Origin of the sequence: Dokdonia donghaensis DSW-1, assembly GCF_001653755.1 — a bacterium.
GTDB classification, from domain to species: Bacteria; Bacteroidota; Bacteroidia; order Flavobacteriales; family Flavobacteriaceae; genus Dokdonia; species Dokdonia donghaensis.
Genome location: NZ_CP015125.1, coordinates 2,954,869 through 2,980,472 on the forward strand (window position 1 = coordinate 2,954,869; position 25,604 = coordinate 2,980,472).

General features: G+C 38.4%; 23 protein-coding genes and 1 tRNA gene. 7 read left to right on the plus strand and 17 right to left on the minus strand.

What is annotated here, in order from left to right; translation table 11 throughout:
• Positions 1-60: 60 nt before the first annotated feature.
• The 6 genes from I597_RS12985 to I597_RS13010 all read right to left on the minus strand — a co-directional run bounded on the left by I597_RS12985 (position 61) and on the right by I597_RS13010 (position 9,528).
• Positions 61-1,368, minus strand: coding sequence for an MFS transporter (locus I597_RS12985; protein WP_035325137.1), 1,308 nt, complete (start codon positions 1,366-1,368; stop codon positions 61-63).
• A 63-nt stretch (positions 1,369-1,431) separates the two neighbouring features.
• On the minus strand, positions 1,432-2,253 hold the full coding sequence (locus I597_RS12990; protein ID WP_052111735.1) for a M48 family metallopeptidase: 822 nt from the start codon (positions 2,251-2,253) through the stop codon (positions 1,432-1,434).
• A 40-nt stretch (positions 2,254-2,293) separates the two neighbouring features.
• Positions 2,294-4,696: a glycoside hydrolase family 31 protein gene (locus tag I597_RS12995; protein ID WP_035328726.1), complete on the minus strand. Its 2,403-nt coding sequence runs from the start codon at positions 4,694-4,696 to the stop codon at positions 2,294-2,296.
• A gap of 171 nt (positions 4,697-4,867) precedes the next feature.
• On the minus strand, positions 4,868-6,784 hold the full coding sequence (glgB, locus tag I597_RS13000) for a 1,4-alpha-glucan branching protein GlgB (protein ID WP_035325138.1): 1,917 nt from the start codon (positions 6,782-6,784) through the stop codon (positions 4,868-4,870).
• Positions 6,784-8,052: a glucose-1-phosphate adenylyltransferase gene (locus I597_RS13005; protein ID WP_035325139.1), complete on the minus strand. Its 1,269-nt coding sequence runs from the start codon at positions 8,050-8,052 to the stop codon at positions 6,784-6,786. The genes glgB and I597_RS13005 overlap by 1 nt, the downstream gene beginning before the upstream one ends.
• Positions 8,053-8,076: 24 nt before the next feature.
• Positions 8,077-9,528: a glycogen synthase gene (locus tag I597_RS13010; protein ID WP_035325140.1), complete on the minus strand. Its 1,452-nt coding sequence runs from the start codon at positions 9,526-9,528 to the stop codon at positions 8,077-8,079.
• Between the two features lie 223 nt (positions 9,529-9,751).
• On the opposite strand from I597_RS13010, the gene msrB (I597_RS13015) reads away from it, so the two are divergent.
• The 3 genes from msrB (I597_RS13015) (at position 9,752) to lpdA (ending at position 12,129) form a co-directional block, all read left to right on the plus strand.
• The gene (msrB, locus tag I597_RS13015) at positions 9,752-10,231 is read left to right on the plus strand and encodes a peptide-methionine (R)-S-oxide reductase MsrB (protein ID WP_035325141.1); all 480 of its coding nucleotides are present in this window, start codon (positions 9,752-9,754) and stop codon (positions 10,229-10,231) included.
• Positions 10,232-10,236: 5 nt separating this feature from the next.
• A complete protein-coding gene (msrB, locus tag I597_RS13020; protein ID WP_035325142.1) occupies positions 10,237-10,626 on the plus strand; it encodes a peptide-methionine (R)-S-oxide reductase MsrB in 390 nt (129 codons plus the stop codon).
• Between the two features lie 126 nt (positions 10,627-10,752).
• Entirely contained in the window at positions 10,753-12,129 is a 1,377-nt protein-coding gene (gene lpdA / locus I597_RS13025; RefSeq protein WP_035325143.1) for a dihydrolipoyl dehydrogenase, read from the plus strand.
• A 70-nt stretch (positions 12,130-12,199) separates the two neighbouring features.
• Here lpdA and aroQ read toward each other — a convergent pair whose 3' ends face one another.
• Positions 12,200-12,622, minus strand: a complete 423-nt coding sequence (gene aroQ / locus I597_RS13030; protein WP_035325144.1) for a type II 3-dehydroquinate dehydratase — start codon at positions 12,620-12,622, stop codon at positions 12,200-12,202.
• 111 nt (positions 12,623-12,733) lie between these two features.
• Positions 12,734-13,342 carry a porin family protein gene (locus tag I597_RS13035; protein ID WP_035325145.1) on the minus strand — a complete coding sequence of 203 codons (609 nt, stop codon included), beginning with the start codon at positions 13,340-13,342 and terminating at the stop codon, positions 12,734-12,736.
• 148 nt (positions 13,343-13,490) lie between these two features.
• On the opposite strand from I597_RS13035, the gene xerD reads away from it, so the two are divergent.
• Positions 13,491-14,393 carry a site-specific tyrosine recombinase XerD gene (gene xerD / locus I597_RS13040; RefSeq protein WP_035325146.1) on the plus strand — a complete coding sequence of 301 codons (903 nt, stop codon included), beginning with the start codon at positions 13,491-13,493 and terminating at the stop codon, positions 14,391-14,393.
• A gap of 65 nt (positions 14,394-14,458) precedes the next feature.
• On the opposite strand, the gene I597_RS13045 is transcribed toward xerD, so the two are convergent.
• From I597_RS13045 to I597_RS13070, 6 genes are all read right to left on the minus strand, one after another.
• Positions 14,459-15,772, minus strand: coding sequence for a M24 family metallopeptidase (locus tag I597_RS13045; RefSeq protein WP_035325147.1), 1,314 nt, complete (start codon positions 15,770-15,772; stop codon positions 14,459-14,461).
• 93 nt (positions 15,773-15,865) lie between these two features.
• The gene (locus I597_RS13050; RefSeq protein ID WP_035325148.1) at positions 15,866-16,357 is read right to left on the minus strand and encodes a hypothetical protein; all 492 of its coding nucleotides are present in this window, start codon (positions 16,355-16,357) and stop codon (positions 15,866-15,868) included.
• Positions 16,358-16,429: 72 nt separating this feature from the next.
• Positions 16,430-17,143: a vWA domain-containing protein gene (locus tag I597_RS13055; protein ID WP_035325149.1), complete on the minus strand. Its 714-nt coding sequence runs from the start codon at positions 17,141-17,143 to the stop codon at positions 16,430-16,432.
• A 135-nt stretch (positions 17,144-17,278) separates the two neighbouring features.
• A complete protein-coding gene (locus tag I597_RS13060; protein WP_236626634.1) occupies positions 17,279-18,379 on the minus strand; it encodes an AMP-binding protein in 1,101 nt (366 codons plus the stop codon).
• Positions 18,380-18,436: 57 nt separating this feature from the next.
• Positions 18,437-19,351, minus strand: coding sequence for a CPBP family intramembrane glutamic endopeptidase (locus tag I597_RS13065; protein WP_035325151.1), 915 nt, complete (start codon positions 19,349-19,351; stop codon positions 18,437-18,439).
• A 3-nt stretch (positions 19,352-19,354) separates the two neighbouring features.
• On the minus strand, positions 19,355-20,389 hold the full coding sequence (locus I597_RS13070) for an o-succinylbenzoate synthase (RefSeq protein WP_035325152.1): 1,035 nt from the start codon (positions 20,387-20,389) through the stop codon (positions 19,355-19,357).
• Between the two features lie 284 nt (positions 20,390-20,673).
• On the opposite strand from I597_RS13070, the gene I597_RS13075 reads away from it, so the two are divergent.
• On the plus strand, positions 20,674-21,234 hold the full coding sequence (locus I597_RS13075) for a YqgE/AlgH family protein (protein ID WP_035325153.1): 561 nt from the start codon (positions 20,674-20,676) through the stop codon (positions 21,232-21,234).
• On the opposite strand, the gene I597_RS13080 is transcribed toward I597_RS13075, so the two are convergent.
• Together I597_RS13080 and I597_RS13085 are read right to left on the minus strand one after the other, a co-directional pair.
• The gene (locus tag I597_RS13080) at positions 21,231-22,076 is read right to left on the minus strand and encodes an aminotransferase class IV (protein WP_035328729.1); all 846 of its coding nucleotides are present in this window, start codon (positions 22,074-22,076) and stop codon (positions 21,231-21,233) included. The genes I597_RS13075 and I597_RS13080 overlap by 4 nt on opposite strands.
• Before the next feature lie 50 nt (positions 22,077-22,126).
• Positions 22,127-22,513, minus strand: coding sequence for an START-like domain-containing protein (locus tag I597_RS13085; protein ID WP_021778541.1), 387 nt, complete (start codon positions 22,511-22,513; stop codon positions 22,127-22,129).
• Between the two features lie 197 nt (positions 22,514-22,710).
• Between I597_RS13085 and I597_RS13090 the strand changes: the two genes are divergently transcribed.
• Both I597_RS13090 and I597_RS13095 read left to right on the plus strand, forming a co-directional pair.
• Positions 22,711-22,784 (plus strand) — tRNA-Met (locus I597_RS13090).
• 198 nt (positions 22,785-22,982) lie between these two features.
• Positions 22,983-23,744, plus strand: a complete 762-nt coding sequence (locus I597_RS13095; RefSeq protein ID WP_035325154.1) for a patatin-like phospholipase family protein — start codon at positions 22,983-22,985, stop codon at positions 23,742-23,744.
• Positions 23,745-23,816: 72 nt separating this feature from the next.
• On the opposite strand, the gene I597_RS13100 is transcribed toward I597_RS13095, so the two are convergent.
• A complete protein-coding gene (locus I597_RS13100; RefSeq protein ID WP_035325157.1) occupies positions 23,817-25,208 on the minus strand; it encodes a vanadium-dependent haloperoxidase in 1,392 nt (463 codons plus the stop codon).
• Between the last annotated feature and the right edge of the window lie 396 nt (positions 25,209-25,604).

A 25,604-nucleotide genomic window follows, 5' to 3' on the forward strand; every position in this document is an offset into this window, starting at 1 on the left:
GATTAATTGCTTGCAAAGATTGTTTTGTTGTACGCTTTCGCGAAAGCGGAAACCTTATGTTTATTTATTCTCTTTTGGGACTCTGTACAGAAGCACTACTCCTACTGCAAAAAACAGTATAAGAAATACAATAGAGTAACGCATACTCCCAGTAATCTCTTCTATAAAACCATATAAGAACATCCCGATGATGATCCCTATTTTTTCGGCAACGTCATAAAAGCTAAAGTATGATGTAGTGTCTTCTGTCTCTGGTAAAAACTTTGCATACGTAGATCTTGAGAGTGACTGTATTCCTCCCATAACCAAACCTACAAAACCAGCAGTAATATAAAACTGAAATGGCGTATACACAAAGTACGCCCAGGCACAGATTACAATCCATATTACATTAATAATGACCAGTGCTTTTATGTTACCCACTCGCCCCGAAAGTTTTGACGTAAGTATAGCACCTAGCACTGCCACGAGTTGTATTAAAAGTATACTCACAATTAATCCTGTGGTGCGCTCGCTATCGCTCCCCCACTCTAGCTCTTGCTCTCCAAAATATGCCGCAGCAAGCATTACTGTCTGTACCGCCATACTATATACAAAGAAGGCAATAAGATATTTTTTGAGACGCAACTGCTCTTGCATAGAAGACCAGATACCCTTAAGCTCCTTAAAGCCGTTAAAGAACACATCTTTGGTAAGCTTTCCTTGCGCTTGATTTCCTTGAGGTAAATAAGCATACGTATACTGGCTAAAACCTATCCACCAGACACCTGTAAGCACAAAAGAAAGTCGCGTAGGAAAACCTTCGTCTTCAAAACCAAATATTTCATACCCAAGTATCATTGCTAGGCAACCTATGAGCAATAGTACACTCCCTACATACCCTAGTGAGTATCCCTTTGCACTTATCTTATCGTGTTGCTCTGGGTAGGCAATATCTGGCAGGTATGAGTTGTAAAAAACGAGACTCCCCCAGAAACCTATAAGCCCCAGTGCATACATCGCAAGGCTTATGTATATATGCTCAAGGCTAAACCAGTACAAACCTATTGTAGAGAAAGCTCCTAGATAACAAAAGAGTTTTAAAAAGAACTTTTTATTACCTAGATAGTCTGCCACTCCAGAGAGTACAGGTGATATAATGGCTACTATGAGAAAAGCAATAGCTGTAGTATAGAATATAAGCGGACTACGACGTAACATCATCCCAAAAACCTCAATCTCTTCTATACCTGCTCCTCTAAAAAGGGCTCCATAAAATAGTGGAAAAATAGCAGAGGCAATAACTAGACTGTAGGTAGAGTTTGCCCAATCATAAAACGCCCAAGCGTTTAATAACTTCTTATCACCTTTTTTGAGTTGTTCTTTCATACCACTAAAATAAAAAAGCTGTGCGAGTGCACAGCTTTTTAAACTATATATTATTGTAAATTCTTACTTGAAGCTTGTCACTCCAAATTTTGCTGCCTCTGCTTTTGCCATAGGCGCTTTTGCAGTAAGGTTTGCAATACGTGAGTCTGACGATGGGTGCGTGCTCAATATTTGTGGTGGTGCTTGACCTCCGCTAGCCGCTTTCATACGTTTCCATAACTCTGCAGCCTCATCTGGGTTGTAACCTGCTATAGCAGCGATTACAATACCTATCTCGTCTGCCTGTGTCTCGTGACTACGTGAGAAAGGAAGCATACCCCCTACTTGTGAACCTACACCGTAAAGTTGCATAATTTGCTGTTGTTTACTTTGATCTTGTCCACTTACTGCTACTGCAGTGGCTACAGCACCATATTGCTGTAACTGCGCTGCACTCATACGTTGTGCACCGTGATCTGCAAGTGCGTGAGCAAGCTCGTGCCCCATAACCATAGCAAGACCTGTCTCAGACTGTGTGATAGGTAATATACCTGTATACACTACAATTTTTCCACCTGGCATACACCACGCATTTACAGCTTCGTCTCTTACTAGGTTATATTCCCAGCGATAATCTTGTAAATAACCTGGCTCTCCTAGAGCTGTAAGGTAACGCTCTGCAGCTACAGCAATTTTCTCACCTACACTCTTTACCATATTTGCATCTGCCGTACCGGTGATGACATTATTTTCTGAAAGAAAGGCATCATATTGTTGAAAAGCCATCGGAAACAGCTGATCGTTACTTACGAAGTTAAGTGTCTTTTTCCCTGTAAAAGGGCTCGTCTTACAAGCGCATACTAATAGTACGGTCATTATAAGAACAAATGTATTTTTAAGTTTCATTGTACTAGGGTTTGATATTCTTTATAAAAATACACAAATGTTAAATACCACTTAGATGAAGCTCTGTGAAATCTTTCTTAATGATTAAAGCACAGGCTTTCTGGTCAAACTGCACATCTTCCATAGAAATTACTTCATTATCTAACTCTATAGTCGTTATCTCAAATGGTAATCCTATGAGGTGAATTCTAAAGGTATCGTACGTAGTGATAAAGTCACCACGCTTGTGTTGCTGTATAATCCAGTCTTTTTCTCTACCTACCATTTTAAAAGTGCGGTAGCTGTAACGATCCTTTTTATAATCGTACCCATCTTGAGCATCTTCATATAATTTTGAAGCATTTTTACCAAGACCGTAATACACCTCAAGTTCTACTTGCTCTATCTCAAGCTCACCTACATATTGCTGTATAGGGTACTTAGGTAAGATAGTTCCTTCTTTTACAAACATTGGGATTTCATCTATATCTGCATCTACCCATTGCTCCTTACCTCCTTTTACAGGAGTTTTTGTCCAGTAATTATACCATTCTCCTCGAGGCACGTACATACGCCTACCTTTTGCATTAGGTTCTAAAATAGGACATACAAGGATGTGGTGCCCAAAGATAAACTCATCTGTACGATAATGCGTTTGTGCATCTTCTTGATCAAAATATACAAGAGGTTTAAGTAATGGGGTTCCCTTCTTTATATACTCATAAAACATTGTATATAAATAGGGTAGTAACCTATATCTTAAGCTTATAAACTTACGTGCAATGTCTGTCACACCCTCATCAAAAGTCCACGGCTCTTGATCACCGTGATGACCAGAAGAGTGTGTTCTACAAAATGGATGAAAAACACCTAGCTGTATCCATCTTGCATATAACTCACCAGTTGGTTGCTCTGCAAAGCCTCCTATATCTGTACCTGTAAAGCTCATACCAGAGATACACATACGTTGTACTTGTATATTTGCTACCCATAGGTGCTCCCAGCTTGCGATATTATCTCCCGTCCAGCTACTTGTATAGCGCTGTGCGCCAGAGTATGCAGATCGTGTGATTACAAATGGTCTCTTAGGGTAGGCAAATTTCTTTACTCCCTCATAGGTGGCTCTCGCCATCTGTGTACCATAAACGTTGTGTGCCTTGTTGTGACTACAAGGATGCCCATCGTAATTATGTCTCACATCTGCCGGAAAAGTTTTTCCTGGAACCTCCATCACTGCAGGCTCGTTCATATCATTCCAAACACCTTTTACACCTACTTCTTGTATGAGTTCTTTAAATAATCCAGCCCACCAGTCACGTACTTCAGGGTTTGTATAATCTGGGAAGTTACATTCACCTGGCCATACCTTACCTTTCATATAAGGACCATCTGCACGTTTACAGAAATAGTCATTTTCTATCCCTTCTTGATACACCCAGTAATCTTTATCTATCTTAATACCTGGATCTATTATAACAACTGTTTTAAAGCCGTCATCTGCAAGTTCCTTTACCATACGTTTTGGATCTGGAAAGTAATCTTTGTTCCAAGTAAAACATCTCCACCCGTCCATATAATCGATATCTAGATAAATACCATCACAAGGTATTTTAAGCTCTCTAAACTTATTTGCTATTGCTTTTACGTTACTTTCTGGAAAATAACTCCACTTGCACTGGTGGTAACCTAGTGCCCATAATGGTGGTAGCTCTGGCACCCCTGTTAGGTTAGTATAACTACCTACTACATCTGCCATTTCTGGACCATAAATAAAGTAGTAATTCATCTCACCACCTTGTGCCCAGAAACTTGTTACACCCATACGCTCTTGACAGAAGTCAAAAAACGTTTTAAAGGTGTTATCAAAAAATATCCCGTAAGCTCTCTTTTGAGTAAGACCTATATAAAAAGGAACCGACTTATAAATAGGATCTTGATCTTTTGCAAATGCATACTGATCTGTCGCCCAGTTGTGTACTCTCTTACCTCTTAAATTTGAGTGCATAGGCTTATCACCCAGCCCATAATAGGACTCTGCGTGTTGTGCCTTTTTACTCATTTTTACAATATTCCCTCCGTATTCAAAGCTTTCCTCAAAGTGAAAACCTAACTCATCTTCATTAATAAGATTGCCATCAGTGTCAAAAATGGAAGTTTGTAAACTATTTTTTTCTATACGGATTTTGAGCTTTGCGGTATGCACAAAATAATAGGTATCATCTTCCTTAAGCTCGAGGTGGTTGTACCCTCTTATACCATCTTCATCTATCGCATAAGAGAAGTCTGGCTCAAAAACACCTCCTGTTCCAAAGCGAAATCTAATCACACTGTCACGCAATACCGTGAGCTGGAGAATCACCTCATTTTGAGTTGTAAAATATAATATATCTGCGTCCTTTTTAAAATCAACGACTTTATTTGGAAACTGGTTGCCTTTTTGCTGCAACTCTGTATTTGTAATCATATTTCTAAAATTTGGAGATTTCAAAATAAGGCTAACTCTTTGAGTTACCTCGTTAATACTTAAATACTTATTAACTCTAACGTTTTCGTACTCTAATAAGCGATGCTGATTTCCGCTTTCGCGAAAATTCTATCCCATTCAATCTCTTTTAGCCTTATTATTATAGCATTATTAATCTGCCTTTAATTCAAAAATCACTCCCGATAAGGGCGGTACTGTAATCGATGTACTATGTGTTTTCCCGTTCCAGCCTTCGGCTATAACAGTTAGGTCTACATTTTTATAAGCCCCTGTACCCGAAAACTCTAACGCGTCGCTATTGAAAATTTCGCGAAAGCGTCCAAAAAATGGTACTCCAATGCGGTAATCTTCTCTCGGTACAGGTGTCATATTAAACACGCACACAATCAGCGTTTTGGGGTCATTACCCTTACGTAGGTAACTCAATACGGCATTCTTACTATCATCGTGAGCAATCCACTCAAAACCTTCGGGATCAAACTGCTTTTCATATAGTGTAGGTGTACTTGTATACAACCCATTTATAGCTGCAAAGGCTTTTTGCATATTGCTGTGTATCTCATAATCTAGCACGTACCAGTCTAGCTGATCTTGAAAATTCCACTCTGTACCTTGTCCAAACTCGCTCCCCATAAAGAGTAACTTTGCTCCGGGATGGGTATACATATATGTGTAGAGTAATCTAAGATTTGCAAAGCGTTGCCACTCATCACCAGGCATACGCCCCAATATAGAACCCTTACCATATACCACCTCATCGTGTGATAATGGTAGCATAAAGTTTTCTGTAAAACCATAAGTCATTGAGAAGGAAATCTCGTTATGATGATGATTTCTATAAATAGCATCTCTCTTAAAGTAGTTAAGTGTATCGTGCATCCACCCCATCATCCACTTCATACCAAAGCCTAAGCCTCCAGAAAAGACAGGCCTGCTCACCATAGGAAAACTCGTAGACTCCTCTGCTATAATCTGAATATCTGGAAACGCACCGTAAAGCGCCTCGTTGAGTTCTTTTAGTAAAGAGATAACGGCTAGGTTTTCTCTACCTCCTTGATCATTAGGCTCCCACTCTCCATCTTCTCTACTATAGTCTAGATATAACATAGATGCAACTGCATCTACCCTAAGACCATCTACGTGGTATTGCTCTAGCCAGAACATTGCGTTACTTATGAGAAAACTACGTACCTCGTTGCGTTCATAATTAAAAATGAGTGATTTCCAGTCTTGATGATATCCTTTCTTTTTATCAGGATGCTCGTAACAGGCTGTCCCGTCAAAGTTACCCAGACCGTGCGGATCTTCTGGAAAATGTGATGGTACCCAGTCTAAAATTACACCTATATCACTTGCGTGCAGGGCATCAATGAGTGTCATTAATTCTTCTGGATATCCAAATCTTGAGGTAGGTGCAAAGTATCCGGTTACTTGATATCCCCAGCTAGGGTCATATGGATACTCCATAATAGGCATAAACTCTACGTGAGTAAAATTTAGCTTTTTTACATAGTCTACAAGTGTTGTTGCTAGTTCTGAGTAACTCAGGCCGCGATTACCCTCTTCTTGCTTGCGACGCCAGGAGCCCAGGTGTAGCTCATAAACAGAAATAGGCGCATCTAGGCCGTTGTGTTTATGACGCTTGTCCATCCACTTTTTATCATTCCAGGTGTGGTTTGTTTTATAAACTACAGATGCTGTTTGTGGAGGATGCTCTGCTCTACGTGCATAAGGATCTGCCTTTTCTGTCACAAAACCGTTGTGCGTAGCGTGAATTTTATATTTGTATATCTCTCCGTGGCCGATATCTGGTATAAAGCCTTCCCAAATACCACTACTATCCCACCGGACGTTAAGCTTGTGCTCTCCGTCTTGCCAGTGATTAAAATTTCCTACCACAGAAACTTGTTGAGCACTAGGTGCCCACACTGCAAAGTAGGTTCCCTTTACACCCGCTCGCTCGCAAATGTGACTCCCTAATTTTTCATATAGTTTATAGTGATTGCCTGATTTAAAAAGATTAATATCAAAATCTGTAAGTAAGCTATGTGCTAGTACCTTGCTCATTAAATAATAGTTCCAGAAGGTATGGTAGCCCCATTTCTAATCACAACAATACCGTCACGTACTACGTAAGTATCTGTCTCAATGTCTTCAAGGTGCTTACCACCAGTGATGCGCACGTCGTCACCTATTTTTGCATTTTTATCTACAATACAATTTGTAAGAAAACAGCGATCACCTATCCCTACGTGCGGAACTCCCTTTGCTCTGGCTTGGTTTATTTCTTCTAGATCTAGAAATCTATTACTTCCCATCACATAACAACTCTCTAAAACAGTGCCTTTTCCTATACGTGATCGTATACCTATAATAGAGTTCTCAATACGGCTACCGTGCACGATGCTCCCTTCTGCCACGATAGATTTTTCAAGTGTAGTTCCAGAGATTTTTGTGGGAGGTAATACACGAGGTCGTGTAAGGATGTTTTGCCCTTTGTTAAATAAATTAAACTTTGGCAAATCTGATGTGAGATCAATATTTGCTTCAAAAAATGAATCTATATTTCCTATATCTGTCCAGTATCCTTCGTAAGCATAACTTAACACCTTGTGATTCTCTATAGACTGAGGAATGATTTCTTTACCAAAATCATTTGTATCTGTTCCCTCTAGCAACTCGATAAGCAAATCCTTATTAAAGATATAAATACCCATAGAGGCAAGGTAGTGTTTACCCTGTGCTGCCATAGCATCTGAGACTGGTGACTCCCAGTCTGAAAGTAAATCTGCAGATGGTTTTTCTATAAAGGATGCTATAGTATTATCTTCGGCAGTTTTAAGAATCCCAAAAGAAGTAGCATCTTTTGCATTAACAGGTAGTGATGCGATACTAATCTTTGCATCTGCTTCTATATGCGCCTCAAGCATAGCATTAAAATCCATCTGGTACAGCTGGTCACCAGAGAGTATCATTATATACTCAGACTCGTACCCTTTAAAATGGTGTAGACTCTGCCTTACCGCATCTGCAGTACCTTGAAACCAACCTTTATTATGCGGTGTTTGTTCTGCTGCAAGTATATCTACAAAGGCCTCAGAAAAGTAAGAAAACTGATAGGTATGTTTGATATGCTTGTTGAGCGATGCAGAGTTAAACTGCGTGAGCACAAACATTCTCTTTATATTAGAATTTATACAGTTTGAGATAGGGATATCTACAAGGCGATACTTCCCAGCAATAGGCACGGCAGGTTTTGAACGCTCTGCTGTGAGTGGATATAGTCTTGTTCCTTGACCGCCTCCTAATATAATGGCTACTACTTTTTTATTCATTTTTAATCGTTTTTTGAGGTTGGATTACTTGCTATTTTTTATTGACTTGCCTGTTTTTACTGCTACGGGCTTGGGTTGTAATTCTTCATAGAGAGTCACATAAGTTCCTGCTGTATTCTCCCAGCTATGATCTATCTCCATCATTTGTTTTTGATTTGTTTTAAACTGTTTCTCTTCTCTAAAAAACACTTCGGCTCTGCCTATGCTATAAACAATATCAAACACAGAAGTCTGATCGTGGCATAGACCGTGACCACCATCTCCTATATCTACCACTGTATCTTTAAGCCCTCCGGTACGTCTTACAATGGGTACACATCCATAACGCAGGCTATAAAGCTGGTTAAGACCGCAAGGCTCTACTCTACTAGGCATTAAGAGAAAATCTGCTCCGGCATAAACTTGGTGTGACATACGCTCCTCATACCCTATGTGGGCATTAAACCTTCCCTTATGGGTGAATTTTAATTGCTCTAACTGTCCCTCAATCTCTGGTGCTCCACTACCTAGTAAAATGATGTTTATATCATACTCATTGAGCGCTTGCTCTATGGCTTCTGGAAGCAAGTCTGCTCCTTTTTCCCATACAAGCCTGCCTATAAACCCAAAAAGCGGTTTTGTGGCATCAAGTCCAAACTCTTCACATAAAGCTTCTTTATTTGCTTTTCTGCCAGCAGCTCTTAATCTAATGGTAAAATTTTTAACTAAATATTCGTCTGTTTTGGGATTCCAAGTTTCGGTATCTATACCGTTGAGAATACCTACGCATTTTTGAGACTCGCTTCTTAGTAAACCTTCCAGTCCATTTGCCTGCTCTTTTAATTCTTCCATATATGATGGAGAAACCGTGTTTACTCTCCAGGCGCATTTTATCGCAGCGGCCAGAGGATTAATCTGTCCATACCAGTCGAGGAGCCCATACCTACTTTCGCGAAAGCGTGGTAACATCGCAACACCGCTTTTATCAAAATTACCTTGATACTGGGCATTGTGTATAGAAAGCACTGTAGGGACAGACATTAACTTGTCAAACGCAGGACAATACTGCATCATAAACGGGATAAAACCTGTGTGATGATCGTGACAGTGTACTACTTCTGGTAAGGTCTCAAAGGTGAGTATCCATTGCAAAGCCACACGCTGGAAAGCAATAAAACGCAACGCATCATCTGGATGACCATACACCCCAGCCCTATCTGTAAGACCTTGCACGCGTATCACAAATAGCGGGAAGCCCAACTCATTATCTACATCTATAACTTCTGCTAGGTAGGTTCTACCATCTACTACAAGTTGGTGCGTAAAAACCACTCTACCGGTAGCGCGCTCCACCCACGCTGTTTTGTAATAAGGCATAATTACGGCAGCCTTATGGCCTATGCGGTTTTGATATTTTGGCAGTGCTCCCACAACATCTGCCAGACCTCCTACTTTTGCAACAGGATAACACTCGGCGCTTATGTGAAGTATTTTCATAGAGAGAGATTGTTAGTTATAGTCTTGTTAAATTTAACGTAACTATTTAATCTATAGGCATCCTTTGGCTTAAAATATGGTTAAATACGTCAATCTTTTGCTATTTCTACGCTTTCGCGAAAGCGTACACCCTCACAGTTACATTTAAGGGATGTAATTTTCTGAGTTCATTAACGACTCACTTTATAGCTTTACAGTAACTTTACATAAAAAAGAACATACGATGAAAAAGGTATTTATTTTAATGGCATTTGCAGCACTATTTACCAGCTGTAAAGGATCTGCTCAAGAGACTAAAAAAGAAACTTTTGAGGTAACAAAAACAGATGCTGAGTGGAAAGCGCAACTCACCCAAGAGCAATATTATGTGCTACGCCAGGCGGGTACAGAGCGACCAGGATCTAGCCCACTTAACTATATAAAGGAGGCAGGCACCTTTCACTGTGCTGGTTGTGACACACCACTTTTTAAAACAGCATATAAATTTGACAGTGGTACAGGCTGGCCTAGTTTTGATAGAGGTATAGAAGGTAACATAGCCTACAGTACAGACCGCAATCTAGGTTATACCAGAACAGAAGAGCATTGTGCTACCTGTGGAGGTCACTTAGGTCACGTTTTTAACGATGGACCAAAAGCAACTACCGGAAAAAGACACTGTATAAATGGTGATGCACTTGTATTTGTACCATCTTCAAAATAAGAATAATGGCATATTCTATACAAAAAACCGAAGCAGAGTGGCTTGAAGAATTAGGTCCAGAACGTTATAAAATATTACGAGAGAAGGGCACAGAACGTCCTTTTACGGGTACCTATAATTTACATAATGAAGAAGGTGCCTATCACTGTGGTGCTTGTAACCAGAAGCTATTTGAAAGTGCAAGTAAATTTGACAGTGGTTGTGGGTGGCCTAGCTTTGACGAGTCTATACCTGGTACGGTAGAGTATGTACGTGATACCACACACGGTATGATACGTACAGAGATATTATGTTCAAACTGTGGTTCACACCTAGGTCACGTTTTTGACGATGGACCTACAGCTAGCGGGCAGCGCTATTGTGTAAACTCTTTAAGCATAGATTTTGAAAAATAGTACTCTAAGAAAATGAACTTAAATTAATAAAAAACCGAAGGTTAGAGCTTCGGTTTTTGTGTTTTATATATGACGGGATAATCCGTATTTTTGATCTCCAATAATTAGACTTAAAAAATTCTAGATATGAGCAAATATGATGTAATCGTTTTAGGAAGTGGTCCAGGCGGATATGTAACAGCAATACGTGCAAGCCAGTTAGGCTTAAAAACAGCGGTTGTTGAAAAAGAAAGCCTAGGAGGCGTTTGTTTGAACTGGGGATGTATCCCTACAAAAGCACTTCTTAAAAGTGCTCAGGTTTTTGAATACCTAAACCACGCAGAAGATTATGGTCTTAAGGCTACAGGTGTAGATAAAGACTTTACCGCAGTTGTAAAACGTAGTCGTAGTGTTGCAGAGGGAATGAGCAAAGGTGTTCAGTTCTTAATGAAGAAAAATAAAATAGACGTCATCAATGGTTTTGGAAAAATAAAGCCAGGTAAAAAGATAGATGTAGACGGTAAAGAATATAGCGCAGACCATATTATCATCGCAACGGGGGCTCGCTCTCGTGAGTTACCTAACCTTAAACAAGATGGTGAGACGGTAATAGGATACCGCAAGGCAATGACACTTAAGGAGCAACCTAAATCTATGATTGTTGTAGGTTCTGGAGCCATAGGTGTTGAGTTTGCAAGCTTTTATAACTCAATGGGAACAGAGGTTACAATTGTAGAGTATATGCCTCACGTTGTGCCAGTAGAGGATGAGGATGTTTCAAAACAATTTGAACGCTCTCTTAAAAAAGCGGGTGTAAAAGTAATGACAGGGTCATCTGTAGAGAAGGTAGAAAAAACTAAATCTGGAGTAAAAGCAACTGTAAAGACTAAAAAAGGAGAAGAAACACTAGAGGCAGATATCGTTCTTAGTGCTGTAGGTATTAAAACTAATATCGAAAACATAGGACTAGAAGATGTAGGTATCGTTACAGATAAAGATAAGATCATTGTAAACGACTGGTACCAGACTAATATGCCAGGTTACTACGCAATAGGTGATGTAACTCCTGGACCTGCACTCGCACACGTTGCCTCTGCAGAAGGGATTACTTGTGTAGAGAAAATCGCAGGTATGCACGCCGAAAAAATAGACTACTCAAACATCCCAGGATGTACTTATGCATCACCAGAGATTGCATCTGTAGGAATGACAGAAAAGCAAGCAAAAGAAGCTGGTTACGAACTTAAAGTGGGTAAATTCCCATTCTCTGCTTCTGGTAAAGCAAGTGCTTCTGGTGCAAAAGACGGGTTTGTAAAAGTAATCTTTGATGCAAAGTATGGAGAGTGGCTAGGATGCCATATGATAGGAGCTGGTGTAACAGATATGATTGCAGAGGCTGTACTAGGTCGTAAACTAGAAACTACAGGTCACGAAGTACTTAAAACCATTCACCCACACCCTACTATGAGTGAGGCCGTGATGGAAGCCGTGGCAGATGCTTATGATGAAGTAATTCACCTATAAGCCACTTATATTTTAACAACAAAAAAGCCTCGCATTGCGAGGCTTTTTTTATGTTCTACTAACTGGATTGTTATTGCTCCATTAAAAAATTCTCAATTGCAAGATCATAGCTTTTAAGCCCAAAACCTACAATGATACCCTTAGCATACTTAGATAAGTATGAGTGATGTCTAAACTCCTCTCTCGCAAAAGTATTTGAGATATGCACCTCTATTACCGGTATCGAGATAGACGCCACTGCATCTCCTAGACCCACAGAGGTATGTGTATAAGCCGCGCCATTGAGTACTACCCCATTAAAGCTTTCATTTGCCTCGTGCAATTTTGAGATAAGCTCACCTTCTATATTACTTTGATAATAACTAAGCTCCGTGTCCTTAAACTTAAACTGTAATTGCGTAAAATAATCTTCAAAAGTTTCAGAACCGTAAATTTCTGGTTCGCGCTTCCCTAGCATATTAAGATTAGGGCCGTTTATTATAAGAATTTTCATAAAATATTGTTGTGATATACGCTTTCGCGAAAGCATAAAAATACAGTAATCTCACGCATAAAAAAAGCGCCTCATATCGAGGCGCTCTTCTACATTTATCTCTATTAAATTTTAAAATGCAAATCCAGCTCCTATCATAAATACTCTATTACGAGCGTCTATATCAAAACCACCCAGATCTTCACTACTAAAAACGTCAGAAAGACCTAAATTATAACGTGCATTAAAAAACAAACCATTGTTTAATTTATAACCTAAACCACCTACAACGCCAAAATCAATAGTGTTTATGGCATCACTATTAAAGTTTATATCGCCAGAGTCTCCATCAGGATTAGAATCAATCTCGCTGTTTATGTTAAACCCTATTTGCGGCCCTACTTCACCATAAAACCCATCTACAAAATAATATTTTGCGAGTACAGGCACATTTATATAGTCTAGTTGAAACTCTATATCATCTGCATTGTCATTGCTTTGGATATCATACCCTTGCCCTGAATAATACACCTCTGGCTGAAGTGAAAATTTATCTGTTAATGGCACCTCTACAAATCCTCCTATATGAAAACTTGTTCTCGCATCTGGATCATCAAAATCATCACCTCCTACGGTTGCAAAGTTAACGCCTCCTTTTGCTCCAAACGACACCTCATCTTGAGCCTGAACTGTTGCTACAGATAATAAAATGGCACTTGCTACTACAATTAATTTTTTCATTTGATTTCTTTTTTAAAGTTTATACAAAGCTACCCAGCGAGTTGTTAATATGGTGTTACGCCCATTGTAAACAGTTGTTAAATGAATTTTACGTTCAAAATGCCTTAATAGGTTTTAAAAGTTAATGTGAGGTTGTATTTTCACTTACGTGAAATGGGAGACCGCAATAACTAATTATAAAAATTACCTACGCATAGAGCGTAGCCTGTCTGACAATACCATAGACAATTATGCCCGTGACCTAAAAAAGCTCACACGCTACCTTGAGCAACTAGACAAGCCTATAGACCCTCTACAGATTACTCGTGAAGATTTGCAAGAATTTATTTATACCATTGCAAAAGAAGTTCAAGCGAGATCACAAGCACGTGTTATCTCTGGTCTTAAAGGTTTTTTTAATTATCTAGTTTTTGAAGATTATCGCACAGATAACCCTATAGATCTTATAGAATCGCCAAAAATAGGTCGCAAGCTACCAGACACCTTATCTGAAGAAGAAATAGACGCCCTTATAGATGCCATAGACCTAGGTAAACCTCAAGGAGAACGCAATAGAGCAATGCTAGAGACACTCTATTCTTGCGGGCTACGTGTGACAGAGCTTATCTCTCTTAAGCTTTCTGATCTATACTTTGAAGAAGGTTTTATAAACGTTGTAGGTAAAGGAGATAAGCAACGTTTTGTCCCTATAAGCGAGCATACCCAGAAGTATATTAATATCTATCGTAATGAACTGCGCAATCACTTAGATGTAAAACCAGAGCACGTAGATATTTTATTTTTAAATAGACGTGGGAGACAGCTCACCAGAGCAATGATTTTTACCATTATTAAAGATCTTGCGGTCAAGGCGGGTATAAAGAAAAATATAAGTCCGCATACGTTTAGACACAGCTTTGCTACGCACTTGTTACAAAATGGCGCCGACTTAAGAAGTATACAACAAATGCTAGGTCACGAGAGTATCACCACCACAGAAATCTATATGCACGTAGACCGTAATGACCTCGCCCGTGAGATGGCAAAATTTCACCCACGTGGTAAAGAATAACTAGACTTAGCAGTTATATGATATGAAAGAGGTTTTATTACGCTTTCGCGAAAGCGTACTTACCACTAGTCTACAAGCATAAGTTCTTCTTGTCGTCCAGAGACGTATCTAAAACCGTCTTCACCCCAAAAGCCTGCTTCTTCTAGCATAATACGTATGTCTTTATTCCACTCTGGTATTTTTACCGTCGTATTAAGCTCTATGGCGTAGCCCGTATTTTCATAAAGCGGGTAATCACCAGTACCGGGCACACCACCTTGAGAATCCCACATACCTATAGTAGGCCCCGCAGCGTGACCATACATCCCTAGTGGATGTGTATAAATAGATGGTCTCAAGCCTGCTTCTTTACCTTCTTTAAGTGCAGCGAGTAAAATCTCGTTGCCAGATCTACCCGTTTCAAAATTTGAGGTGAGTATGTCTTGTATCTTATTACCGTCTTTAAAGGCTTTTATTAAGAAGTCTGGCGCTTTTGTCTCACCATCCTTTGGCACATAAGCGTGCTGCTGGCAGTCTGTATTGAGACGTAAGTAAGTGATCCCAAAATCACAGTGTATTAAATCTCCCTTTTGTATAATCTTACCCTCTGGCCTGTTTGAGAAAGAAACGATGTGACTTTCTAGCTTCTCTTCTGAGCGCTGTATATCTACCGTAGGGTGAAACCAGGTCTCAAGTCCCATATCTGTAACGCGCTGTCTTAGGTACCACACCACATCATCTGTACTAGTTACGCCTGGCGTTATAACCTTTGCGCTAAAGGCATCTTTTATAATATCGTGTGTTATATCTACTAGCTGCTCAAAGTAGCCTACCTCTAGAGCAGTACGAGTTTCTAACCAGCCTACTGCAAGCTGCTCTGCAGAGACTACTTTTACTTGTTGTGCACGAGTTAGTCTACTTATAAAAGCATCATAATCTGTTTTTACAACACCATCTGCCAGCCCATAATTATCTGAGTAGTTGAGACCTATTTTAGAAGGGTTACGTTTTTCTATAATCTCTAGTAGTCGCTGCCACTGGTCTGGTTGCTTTTCTTTATCCCAGGCAGAGATAATATTTTTACCCACATTATAACGAGCTACTGCCAGTTTTTCTATCGTGTTTGCCTCTTTATCTCTGTAAAAAACTAAGATCGTTCTCCTACGGGCGTTGAGCCAGGTAGATGGTAACATTGTTTTAAGTACCGGATCTTCATTATATTCTCTAGAGATAACCACCCACATATCTATATCTGCACGATCCATAAGCTTAGGGAGTAAGTTATTAAACCTATCTGCCAGTACCTCATCTATTACAGTTGCTCTATCTCTTTCTGATAAAACTTGACTGGTGCTAATGGTTGTTATAAATAAAAGAGCGAGTACTATTAATCTTCTCATAAGGTGATCTGTTTTATGGACTTAAATGTACTAAAAACAAAAAGGAGCATTTTAAAAAAAATGCTCCTTTTTATAAACTGAGATTAATAAATACTATTTACCATCGTCATCTTTATTCTTTTTACGCTTTTTCTTCTTGCGCTTCTCTTGCCTTTTCTCTTTATCGTATTTCTTTTTTTCTTTACCAAACTCCTCTTCAGTAAGGATTTTTTCTACTTGCTCTTCTGTAAAAACTTCTTTTAAAGACGTTTCAAATTTTTTGCGCTCTGCATTAATAAGCTCTCTTTTTGCATCAAATTTGAGATTCTCATCATACCCTATATCTACTGTGGCTGTATAATAATCTTTGAGGTAACTTTTAAGCACTTCTTTTGTAAAGACATCTATATCAAGTATTTCTTGATACATATCTGCACGTTCTATACTAAGTAAATTTACGTCTGGCTTTTCTGGTTCTCCAGCGTCTTGCTGTCTTGCAGGTGGTGAGTATCCACGTTGCCCTCTCTGTATACTCCCGAGGTTTTGTGCATATATGGTAGACGAGCCAGCGATTAAAAAGATAAGTGCGAATAAACGAAAATTCATTGTTCTATATTTTGTGCAAATATGCATATTTATTTTTTCTTTTCTCATTTCAATAATGATGCCTAACTATTTCTAATCCTTAATTACATCTAAAATTTCTGGCAAAATAGAAAGTGCCGTGAGTGCAATAGCACCCCCTAGATTTTTGTGCTCTGCGGCTTTTGCCTGCTTGCGTTGTGCTCTTTGCGCTTGTCTCTCTTCTTTTGGTGTCGTTGTAACCTTGGCTACCTCAACCTCTTGTGCTACAAGATTTGTCTCGCTTACTTTTTTATAAACACTAGTAACAGACTTTGCTTGCGCTGGCTCTTGATGCACACCACTACCACGTATCATTATCACATTACTCACTACATCTTCATCATAATTTGCTTCTGTAAGATCATATGCCAGTGCTATACCATCTGCCCCACTAACCTCTTTAAATAAGCCAGAAAACAGCTTCTGCACTCCTTCCTCTATCACTTTGTTTACGCTTACCTCTGTAAACGGTAATACAACTGCACTTACAGCACCATAGGTTCCTATAGCAATTTTATCTTCTGGCTCAAGTCTCTTTGTGAGTAGTTTTACACCTTGCTCAATATAAAATTTGTGATCTTGATGTATACCTGCACTGCCCGTCTCTACAAGTATATAAACCTGAACCGGATCATCTGCCGGATAATTATCTGCCGCATAGGTGATTAATTGTTCGGCTTTGAGTACCGTTGTTTGGGTTTGATCTTGAGTCTGCGCAGTCATTTGCATCATTACAAAAAGGACTACTGCCTGTGCTAGATATTTCATACTTGCTTGGTTTTAAATTCAGTATAAACTTATCTCAAATGTGATTTACACCCTATTAGTAATGAGTAAATGAGCCTTGGTGTTGAGTAAAGTGGTATGAATGTGATTACGCTTTCGCGAAAGCGTACTTAAAACCTATATCGTATCTAGGTATTTTGTTAAGGTCTGACCTCGCTGAATTTTACCAGTGCTAGTACGCTGAAATTGAGGAACCGAAATAATTCTACGAGGAAACTCATAAGGCTTAAACACCTTCATATCTTCTTCACTAATGTGAAAATCGTATTGTTCTTCTTGCTCTACAAAGAGAACTAACTGTTCTCCCAGACGATCATCTGGCATACCTGTAATGAAGTAAGGTACATCTACATAGGTAGCTAGTTTTCCTTCTACTTGCTCTGGATGTAATTTAACACCACCACTGTTAATGACATTATCTATGCGGCCTAGCCAGATAAATTTTTTATAGGTTATAATTTTTACAATATCATTAGTCACCACAGGATCTGAGCTCACGTACGGTGCTTTTATTACTAAGCAACTGCGCTCATCTGCCTCTATAGTTACTTTATCTAGTACTTTAAAAGGTATAAGGCTGTCTTTATTCTTTTTTGAGTTGACACGCCTCGCGGCTATATGAGTTACGGTTTCTGTCATTCCGTAAGTTTCATAGATCTTTGTTGCGAGTCCCTGCACTCTACTTTTAAGCGCTGGTGAAATTGCTCCTCCACCTACAATGAGTTTTGAGAGCAGATGCAATCTAGACAGAGAGTTATCTAGTTGAAAAGGTGTCATAGCACAAAAGTCGTATCTCCTGTATATATTATCTAACGGATTTGACTTAGGTTGTGCCATATCAATACGCCAGCCTAAAACCATTGCTCGTACAAGCATCATTTTACCTGCTATATAATGTGCTGGCAAACATAAAAGAGCTGTGGTTTTTTCATAAACATCAAAGTGCTTTGCCGTAGCTCTAGCACTATTAATCATATGAAGCTTATCTATTTTAATAGGCTTAGGGTCACCGGTAGAACCAGAAGTTTGTACGGTTACGTACTTCTTTTTATCAAGCCACTCTAGTAAAAACTCGCCTACAGACTCCTCATAAGGTTCTCCTTCTTTTATAAAACCATAGGCCTGCGCTTTGAGCGTGGCCTTTGTATGAGAAGATCCGTTAAGTTTAAACTTAGGGTGCAAAAATTTATGTCTATCTGTTGCATATAACATATGCATTAAAAATAAGTCTTACTTGTAAAATATAAGTTAGTAAGATGTAAACCTTGTATTAAATTATGAAATAGTAGTGGCTGGTGGGTGTACTGCACCTGTTAATTTTTCTTTCCAGTTAGACCATTTATATTTTTTGGCTAGTATGAAAAGAAATATAGGGTAGACTATAAGTACTGGTAGTACGAGCTCCACACCCGTATCTGCCTGACCTACAGATTTAAAAATAGCATCTGTTTGCAATGCTGAGTACTCATAGGTAAGTAATGTTGCTGCTAGTAAGTTATTGCCAAAATGAAAACCTAGAGCTAACTCCATACCATCATCCATAAGTGTCATTATACCTAATAGCAAGCCAGTACCTATGTAGAAGACCATAGTGATTGCCCCCAGCTCTGCAACTTCTGGATTTGCCCAATGAAAAATACCAAAAAGTACCGATGTCAATACAAGTGGGAACCACCTATTGCGGGCCATTATACCTACTTGTTGCATCACATACCCTCTAAAAAGGTACTCCTCTAGACCTATCTGAAAAGGAAAAAACACTAAACCTATAAGAACTAGTATACCAAACTTAGAACTATCAAACTGTAGTACATAATCTTCTGGTGTCATATAATATACAATCCCAAAACTTACCACTGTATAAATAAACACCATCATAAAACTAAAGAAAATGCGACTCCAGTCTACTTTCTTCCTTGCTGTTGTTAAGCTCAATATGCTGCGTTTATGTAGTGCCCACACTAGTAAAAACAGCACTGCCAGAATAGGAATAAATACGGCAAGGTTAAATGCGAGCAATAAATTTTTTGATTTAAAAAGTCTCATCATATCATCCATCGCAGCTTGCGGGTCTACATCTACAAAAAGGAAAAACAACAGGTTTGAAATAAAAATACCCATTGTAAGTATGCTGGTTATGACAAATTTCCAAGTTTCGTTTTCTCCTTTATAGGCTTGCTCTATAAACATAAATTATATTTTAAAATCCCAAGATAGCTCAGGGTTCATTTTTAAGGTTCCGTTTGTTACTTCTAGTGGCGAAGATATATTATTTGTAAATAGGCTCCCCGTGCCTAGACCTTGAGGTCCTCCTGCACCTAGTTTATACGTCCACTGGGCTATGGCATTAAGCCCTATATTACTCTCAAGAGCAGAGGTTATCCACCAGCCTATGTTGCGATTATTTGCAGCTTCTATCCACTCCTCGCTACCTTTAAAACCTCCTACAAAGCTAGGTTTTAAAATTATATATTGTGGTTTAATACTGTCTAGCACCTTGTGCTTATCTTCAAGGTTTGTTACACCTATTAACTCTTCATCTAGTGCAATAGGTACTGGCGTACTCGCACAGAGTGCAGCCATATCATCCCATTGCTTTGTAGCGATAGGTTGCTCAATAGAGTGTATCTCAAGAGCTGCAAGTTCTTCTAATACACTTTGAACCGTTTCCTTTGTAAAACCTCCATTTGCATCTACTCTTAATGTAAGCTCACTTGCACTATGATCTTTACGTATGGCAGATAGGACAGCTAGCTCTTCTTTAAAATCTATCGCTCCTATCTTCATTTTAATGCAATTGAAACCTTGTGCTATTTTTTCTGAGACTTGCTCCCGCATAAAGGACTCATCTCCCATCCACACCAAGCCATTAATGGAGATTGCTTCTTCACCTCTTGTAAATGACGAGGGATATATATGATAAGGATTTTGTGATTTAAGAGACATAAATGCCATTTCTACACCAGCTTGTATACTGGGAAAATCTCTTAGTGCTTCCCATAATTTATCTGGACCCTGTGAGATGTGATCACACGTCCATTTAAGCATAGACTCATACTCTGGAACATCATCATAACTAAGACTCCTTAAAATACCGCACTCCCCTACACCATAATTCTTGCCATCTTGTATAATTAAATACCAGGTCTCTTTTGTGCGTAATACACCTCTAGAGGTGCCACTAGGTCTTTTAAACTCTAGTATATGTTTTTTATAGCTTGCTTTCAAAAGTCAATTTTTATCGTAAAAATAGCTATTGCTGTCCACTCTTAACGCTAGTATGAGCAGACATTATTAGGTTTTAACCTATTAAAAATCGCTCTTTTAACACCATTATCCTATGTGTGCATAGTTTAATAAATAGTTATCAAGAACAAATTATTGATTCAAAAAATTGTATTTTATTGATTTTCAATATCTTAAAAATAAATTTTATGTAACTATTTTTTAATGACAAATAATTTGTATTGCTATAAAAAATAGGTAGATTTAGTTTACAAAAGGCGATAAATATGACTAAACTACCGACCAAAGGACAATTATTAGTTGCCGAGCCATCCGTAATACGGGATGTTTCTTTCACCAGATCTGTAATTCTACTAGCAGACCATAATGAAGAGGGATCTGTAGGTTTTATACTTAACAAACCTCTAGATGTTACCCTTCCAGATTTAATAGAAGGAATGGAAGAATGCGAGATACCCATTTATAATGGAGGTCCTGTAGAGCAAGAAAATTTATATTTTATACACACAGCGCCAGAGCTTATAGAAGGAAGCCTAGAGATCTCTTCTGGAATATATTGGGGAGGTGACTTTCAACGTGCTGTAGATCTTATACTCGCAAAAGAAATAAGCTGCGATAACATAAAATTCTTTTTAGGTTACAGTGGCTGGGGAAGTAAGCAACTTGATCAAGAAATAAGTGAGCACAGTTGGGTTATCACAAAAAATAATTTGTGTAAAGAACTCCTTAAGAGCAATCACCTTGCATTGTGGAGTGATAAGTTGAGAGAACTGGGTGGATCTTATGCATTATGGTCTAATGCTCCTGCAAATCCTCAATATAACTAGCCTAAACGAGCTTTTACGTTTAATTTTTTAAGCAATGCCGCTGCAGTATTTGCTGTATACTGTTTCTTACGGTACTTTGTTATAGGCTGTATACCCTTGATTGTATTTGTTATAAAAAGCTCGTCTGCCTTTTGTAATTCAAATGGTGATATAGAGGCTTCTTCTAGCGTATACTCATCCATAAGCTCTATAATACCCATTAATTGTTTTCTTATAATACCACGTAAACAACCATCGGCAAGCGGTGGAGTTTTTATAGTTGTACCTTTTACAAGAAAGAGATTACCCTGTAATGCCTCTGCAATATTTTTATCACTATTTACAAGCAGGCAGTTATCATAACCATTTTCTTGCGCATAAATACTACCTGTCACGTGCACGATTTTATTAGTCGTTTTAAGTGTAGAAATAAGATCTGCGCTTATATAGTGGTCTTTATATAGCTCTACTTCATATGGAGCATCTTTGAGAAGATAAAATGGTTCTGAGTGCGCTTTCGCGAAAGCGTAAAACCCCACACCTCTCTCTTCTGGGAGATAAGTGCCGCCTCCAGATCTATAGACTGTAATACGTACTCGAGCAGTCTCATTGATTAATCCGGCGGCCTCTATCGTGCTTTTGAGCTGTTCTTCTAGGTACTCTGGTGTAAACTCCATAGGGATATCCATACGCAAGATGCGCATAGAGGCCATAAGCCTGAAGTAGTGATCTTCCCAAAAGAGTAGTTTACCATTTACTGCTTTTATAGTTTCAAAGAGTCCATCACCATAGAGAAAACCTCTATTAAATGGGTCAAGCCTAGCTTCTGTTACTGCCGATATTGTTCCGTTGTGATTAATCATAAAAAAACCGCCTATTGTAAGGCGGTGCAAAGATATTAATTAGACACTAGTTAAACTGAGCCTATTACTTGTTTCAGTTCTGAAATTTGATTTTCCCAAAACATTTTACCTTCATCTATTTCATCCTCTTCGGCATAATCTGTAATCATAAGAGATACATCTTTTGTAATCTCGTCTACTTGAATACGCAACTGGAAGAAATACTCCTCTCCCTCATCATCTAGCCATTGAAATTTTATGTACTCTCCACTCTTTTTACTTAAAAGCTTAGCTTTTTCTTCACTTCCATCCCAGATAAAAGTGTAAAACTCACCTCTAGAATTTACGTTATCTGCAAACCACTCACTCATTCCTGATGGTGTTGCCATATATTGGTATAATAGTGAAGGAGACGCTCTTACAACAAACTCTATCACATATTTCTTTTTATCGCTCATATAAACTTATAATTATAAACGACAATATATTGATATTAATGTCTACAACAAAGCAATTAAATTAATTTTATTTCAGAAAGAGGTTTGCACTACCGCTATTATATTTTATATTTGCACCCGCTTAGACAGATGCTTTTATAGTTTTATCTTTAAAAACATAATTTACTTAACCAGTAATTTAAAAATCTAAGTAAGATGGCGAGGTAGCTCAGTTGGTTAGAGCGTCGGATTCATAACCCGGAGGTCGGGGGATCGTGCCCCCCTCTCGCTACTTGATAATTAAGCAGTTACATTTATTTGTAGCTGCTTTTTTTGATTGACAAAAAGTGGTAACTACTATAGTGTAAATTACTGCCTCATCTGTCCCCAATAACATTTAAAATGAATAGCTTCTACAAGCTTCTTTTTTAGAGCTAAAATTTGTATTTATTAGTTCTAATTACTTACTATTAACAATACCATATATATTATGAAAATAGGACTTGCATTATCTGGAGGTGGTATAAAAGGAGTTGCTCACGTGGGTCTCCTTAAAGCTTTTGATGAGTATAACATAAAACCCGCGTTTGTAACGGGTACAAGTGCTGGTGCCATTGTGGGTGGCCTTTATGCTGCAGGTTATGATTGGGAGACTATTTTAGACTTTTTTAGAAAAACTTCTATTTTTAAACTAAGCCGCTTTGCTCGTAGTAAACCCGGAATACTAGATTCCTTAAAGTTTGCAAATGATCTTGCCACATATTTTCCAGAAGATAGTTTTGAAACCTTGCAATTGCCACTCTCTATAACAGCAACCACAGTCATATCTGGGAAGCAACATATTTTTAATAGTGGTAGCCTCATTAAACCTATTATCGCATCGGCATCTTTTCCTGGAGTGTTTACTCCTATAGATATAGATGGGACTTTATACTTTGATGGCGGTGTGATAGATGATTTTCCTGTAGAGCCGCTAGTTCAAAATTGTGATTACATTATAGGGAGTTATGTAAATCCTCTCAGTGCTATGAGCATCACCGCTCTAAAGCACTCATATCAAGTACTTAATAGAGCTTATGAGATAAACCTACATCATCGTGTAAAAAATAAATTTGATATGTGCGATATCCTTGTTTGCCCAGATGAGCTCTCTAAATTTGGCACTTTTAGTATGCGCAATGTTGAGCGTATTTTTCAAATAGGATATGCTTCTACTTGTGAAGCTCTAGAAAAACATTTTACACTGTTTTAATATTAATGATGTTTTAATGTATTGTGTACCGCTTTCGCGAAAGCGTACATAAGGCCCTTAGAACAGTTCTCCCTAGTTAGTCAAATTATAAGCGTTAACCGCATCTGAGACTTCATAACCCAGTCGCAATCCTTCTGTACAGTCCATCTCTATATGCACACCTAGCGGTATTCTAGAGTAGCCATTTTCTTGTGCCATATCTGTAAAAGATGTAAACTGTCTAGGTGCTCCTCTAAACTCTGTCCTCCCCTCGTGAGATCTGTCTGTAAAGTTTGTATCGTTACCAAATGTATCTATAAAAACTCCTGCCGCTGCAGATGCAAATGCTGAGTGCCCCGATGGATACCCAGGAAATGACGGGTTAGGCCAGTTTATAAATCTATAAAGGTTAGTTTCATAAGTGGGGTCAATATGTTCTTGTATATAAACACTAGGTCGCATTACCATATACTCATACTTATCTGCCCAAGTAGATACCGCAGCATCATTAAGTGAAAACCCTAATTTGAGTAATAGTACAAGAGATACTGTAGGGCTAGTATCATACTGCCCTATGAGCTGGTTTGCTATAGACACTTGGTGTCCGGGAGGACTTGTCATAAGTCCCTCTACATCATCAGACCAAAACTCTGCAATCCATAAATCTTCATTATTATCTTCTCTAGCTGTATTATTAATAGTGTATACATCCATCATTTGAGTATAAAACTCACTCCCTACTTCTGTACTATATGCTACCGGTGGTGCAACTGTAGTAGTCTCTTCTGAAGAGATTATAAAAGTTCTTGCTTGATCCCAATATGGAAACCAAGCTCTTTCCTCATCTGCACTATAGGTCCAGTATCCTTCTCCTACAGGAGGTTCATAACTAAAGGGCTGTGGGTCTGTTATTTGAGATTCGGCAGCGGTATCTGTCTGACTATATGCAATAATTTGTTGTGCTACATAGGCTCCCCAGCTTTTTGAATTTACGATGGTCTCTGCACTAAGACCTTCTACTAGCTGTGCTTCTTGTGCATCTCTATACTGAGTAATTTTAGCATCGTAATCTGCTTGTACATTATACATAAAATGGTCAAAAACGAGACTGTAACACGTGTTGAGTGCCAGATTAAGAGATATGTTACTAGCTCTTTCTGAATTGTTTATAGTGAGACCATTTAAGTTACTAGCATTTGATATATAACCATCTATACTAAATACGGCCGTCTCGTAGCCTGCAAGATGTATATATGCCAGTGCTCTAGAGGTGGCGGTAGGTCTCATCCCGTATGCATATTGATCAATTTCTAGCCAAAGGTTAGTCCAATCTGAAACGAGCTGTGTTGTGGGGTTACTTACTGTAATTTGATTAAAAGCAATGTCTGAGGGTTCTAGCACTTCAGGTATCGTCACCTCATCATCAGAACAAGATTGCAAGGTCAAAAACACAAGCACTACCGCACCAAAGATTCTTAATTTCATACTTTCTATTTACTTATTACTGGACTAAAATTATCTAAATTTTAACAAAAAGATCCAATTATATTTCTAAAGTAAGGTAAATATAGTCCTTTACTCACTTTAATTTGAAAATTGTGAAGTTACATTATTAAAACTGATATGACTTTTATTATGTCAATACCACCAGAGTTAATTCGTTAATTGTCAAATAGTTGTAATTTCCGACATTATACTACAAACAAAAAAAATCACACATCCAAATATTCGTTTAGTCGACGAAATACACTAAAGTATCTGTGAAATACACAATTTTAACATTTATCTTAATGTATCGTTAAGATATTTAACTAGTTTTACGCGTCTAAAATTCCCAAGATTTTAAACAACCCAAATTAAAAACTAAACCTACTTAAATTA

What these genes read in the sequence shown, in the direction of transcription:
- I597_RS13065 (WP_035325151.1), bottom strand. Translation starts at nt 19,351, where the DNA reads ATGTTTATAGAGCAAGCCTATAAAGGAGAAAACGAAACTTGGAAATTT.
- I597_RS13075 (WP_035325153.1), top strand. Translation starts at nt 20,674, where the DNA reads ATGACTAAACTACCGACCAAAGGACAATTATTAGTTGCCGAGCCATCC.
- I597_RS13095 (WP_035325154.1), top strand. Translation starts at nt 22,983, where the DNA reads ATGAAAATAGGACTTGCATTATCTGGAGGTGGTATAAAAGGAGTTGCT.
- I597_RS13050 (WP_035325148.1), bottom strand. Translation starts at nt 16,357, where the DNA reads ATGAATTTTCGTTTATTCGCACTTATCTTTTTAATCGCTGGCTCGTCT.
- I597_RS13080 (WP_035328729.1), bottom strand. Translation starts at nt 22,076, where the DNA reads ATGATTAATCACAACGGAACAATATCGGCAGTAACAGAAGCTAGGCTT.
- I597_RS13035 (WP_035325145.1), bottom strand. Translation starts at nt 13,342, where the DNA reads ATGAAAAAATTAATTGTAGTAGCAAGTGCCATTTTATTATCTGTAGCA.
- I597_RS12990 (WP_052111735.1), bottom strand. Translation starts at nt 2,253, where the DNA reads ATGAAACTTAAAAATACATTTGTTCTTATAATGACCGTACTATTAGTA.
- I597_RS13010 (WP_035325140.1), bottom strand. Translation starts at nt 9,528, where the DNA reads ATGAAAATACTTCACATAAGCGCCGAGTGTTATCCTGTTGCAAAAGTA.
- I597_RS13005 (WP_035325139.1), bottom strand. Translation starts at nt 8,052, where the DNA reads ATGAATAAAAAAGTAGTAGCCATTATATTAGGAGGCGGTCAAGGAACA.
- I597_RS13100 (WP_035325157.1), bottom strand. Translation starts at nt 25,208, where the DNA reads ATGAAATTAAGAATCTTTGGTGCGGTAGTGCTTGTGTTTTTGACCTTG.
- I597_RS13045 (WP_035325147.1), bottom strand. Translation starts at nt 15,772, where the DNA reads ATGAGAAGATTAATAGTACTCGCTCTTTTATTTATAACAACCATTAGC.
- I597_RS12995 (WP_035328726.1), bottom strand. Translation starts at nt 4,696, where the DNA reads ATGATTACAAATACAGAGTTGCAGCAAAAAGGCAACCAGTTTCCAAAT.
- glgB (WP_035325138.1), bottom strand. Translation starts at nt 6,784, where the DNA reads ATGAGCAAGGTACTAGCACATAGCTTACTTACAGATTTTGATATTAAT.
- aroQ (WP_035325144.1), bottom strand. Translation starts at nt 12,622, where the DNA reads ATGAAAATTCTTATAATAAACGGCCCTAATCTTAATATGCTAGGGAAG.
- I597_RS12985 (WP_035325137.1), bottom strand. Translation starts at nt 1,368, where the DNA reads ATGAAAGAACAACTCAAAAAAGGTGATAAGAAGTTATTAAACGCTTGG.
- I597_RS13055 (WP_035325149.1), bottom strand. Translation starts at nt 17,143, where the DNA reads ATGAAATATCTAGCACAGGCAGTAGTCCTTTTTGTAATGATGCAAATG.
- lpdA (WP_035325143.1), top strand. Translation starts at nt 10,753, where the DNA reads ATGAGCAAATATGATGTAATCGTTTTAGGAAGTGGTCCAGGCGGATAT.
- I597_RS13085 (WP_021778541.1), bottom strand. Translation starts at nt 22,513, where the DNA reads ATGAGCGATAAAAAGAAATATGTGATAGAGTTTGTTGTAAGAGCGTCT.
- msrB (WP_035325141.1), top strand. Translation starts at nt 9,752, where the DNA reads ATGAAAAAGGTATTTATTTTAATGGCATTTGCAGCACTATTTACCAGC.
- I597_RS13060 (WP_236626634.1), bottom strand. Translation starts at nt 18,379, where the DNA reads ATGCATATGTTATATGCAACAGATAGACATAAATTTTTGCACCCTAAG.
- msrB (WP_035325142.1), top strand. Translation starts at nt 10,237, where the DNA reads ATGGCATATTCTATACAAAAAACCGAAGCAGAGTGGCTTGAAGAATTA.